The following is a 1,597-nucleotide window of genomic DNA, read 5'->3' as shown; positions in this document are numbered from 1 at the left end:
TGCATCTGCAAGACCCATTGGACATGGCCCAGAACAAGAAGGCAGCAAACCCCATTGCAATCACAATAGATGAGGCAACAGTCGAATAAATGGTGAGGATTTTGTAAGTTCCTTCAGATTCCAGCTTGACCCCCTCTATTTTCTGTCTTTCTAATTTTGACTCCTCTTGATATTTCCTTCTGTTGTAGGTCCCGTTCCGAATTGTCTCCATGCATTGGTCATCACATTTGTGATATAGCTCGAAACATCCTTTCCCATCTTCCACCGCATTGGAACCCAACGCCCTCTTTACTTTATTATATAGATTGTTTACATTTGCGTCATGCTCATCGAGTGTTTTCTGGTTTTCAAGCAGGACTAGTAATTCTGCATTATATGCCCATATATCTTGGATTTGATCATCAATCTTATTATTGATCATGTTAAGTCTAGTTTCTACCTCACTGAATTCATGATCAATGATTTCATACTGCTTGTTCATTTTGTCGACTATATTATTCACTTTGGATGTTATTTTATCAATTGCCTTTTGGGTTGAGTCTCTATCTGCTGCCATACCAACCCCTTGGTCATTTGAATGCTGGAACCCATACCAACCAGCAACTAGTCCTGACCAACCTCCCTCTATAAACCCTGCTATGGCCCCGAATAGCCCTCTACTAGATCTAGAAGGCACATTCCTCAGACCAACTGCAAGTTTGAGACTCTTTATGCCAATGTATTTTGAACAGTTTCCAAATGCATACTTACTTACATTTTGGAATGGCAGTGTTGTGTTTAAGCCACCTTTCTCTGTCTGACATTGCACTGTGCAGCTACCTCTTTTTAAATCAGTCTTCAGAATTCTTCCATGGCTCTCTCCTGAAAGAATGTGTCCATACCATGGAGCTATTAGATTCCCATCAGATTTTATTCGCAGTGTTTGTCCCGGTTTCAATACAGACCAATAATAATGAATTCTTCCCATCAAACCGTTGACAAGAGGCCTTGGTCCTATCAATGGTTTGAAGATCCTATTTATTTCTTCTGTTGCCACACTCGTTGTTGTGTCGGTTCTCGTGTACAGATCTCTCTGCGTAGTATCGGTGGGTGGGTGATTTATGCCCCACATGAAAAGAATGTTCTTCCCTTGATTATTTGTGTATTGAGCGTCTTGGATAGGGTAATCGCCGTTCTTTCGAGTCAACCATCTCATGCTTCTGTAGAATGAACCTGAGCATGCTGTGCTTGTCCCATCGTAAGACACATTCCAGATTGTGTCTGGGAAAATCTGGATTCTTTGGTAAGACCTAGCAGAACTAAAAAGTGACCTTAGCTCTTCTAGATTTTCTACATTCCCGGGGTAACACAATCCGTTAACAGCTGATGGTCTCTCGACGATATAGGACCATTCTCTTCCTTCCAGCGATAGATCACAAGAAGGATTGCCATAGATTAGCCCTTCAATGGTGCAGGTGTCCAAAATAAGAGGTTGTCCCAAGCTTGTTGCACACAGCATCCCATTATGCTCTGTGTGGAGCAGTTCTTTGGCATGTGTCACAGGGACATTGTTTTCTGTTAGTGTGTCCACAGTTTCTGTGGAGTTTGTTGATTGATA

The 1,597-nt window shown here is 41.9% G+C and carries 1 protein-coding gene; it reads right to left on the bottom strand.

The genetic code is table 11. The features are described 5' to 3' along the window. Positions 1 to 808, bottom strand: an 808-nt coding sequence (locus AN964_RS26895; RefSeq protein ID WP_213083985.1) for a hemagglutinin, incomplete at its 3' end; no start/stop codon positions are given. Positions 809 to 1,597: the final 789 nt, after the last annotated feature.

Origin of the sequence: Heyndrickxia shackletonii, from assembly GCF_001420715.1 — a bacterium.
Lineage (GTDB): Bacteria > Bacillota > Bacilli > Bacillales > Bacillaceae_C > Margalitia > Margalitia shackletonii.
Note: the sequence above shows the minus strand (reverse complement) of the source record. Positions and strands in the feature narration are given on the sequence as shown.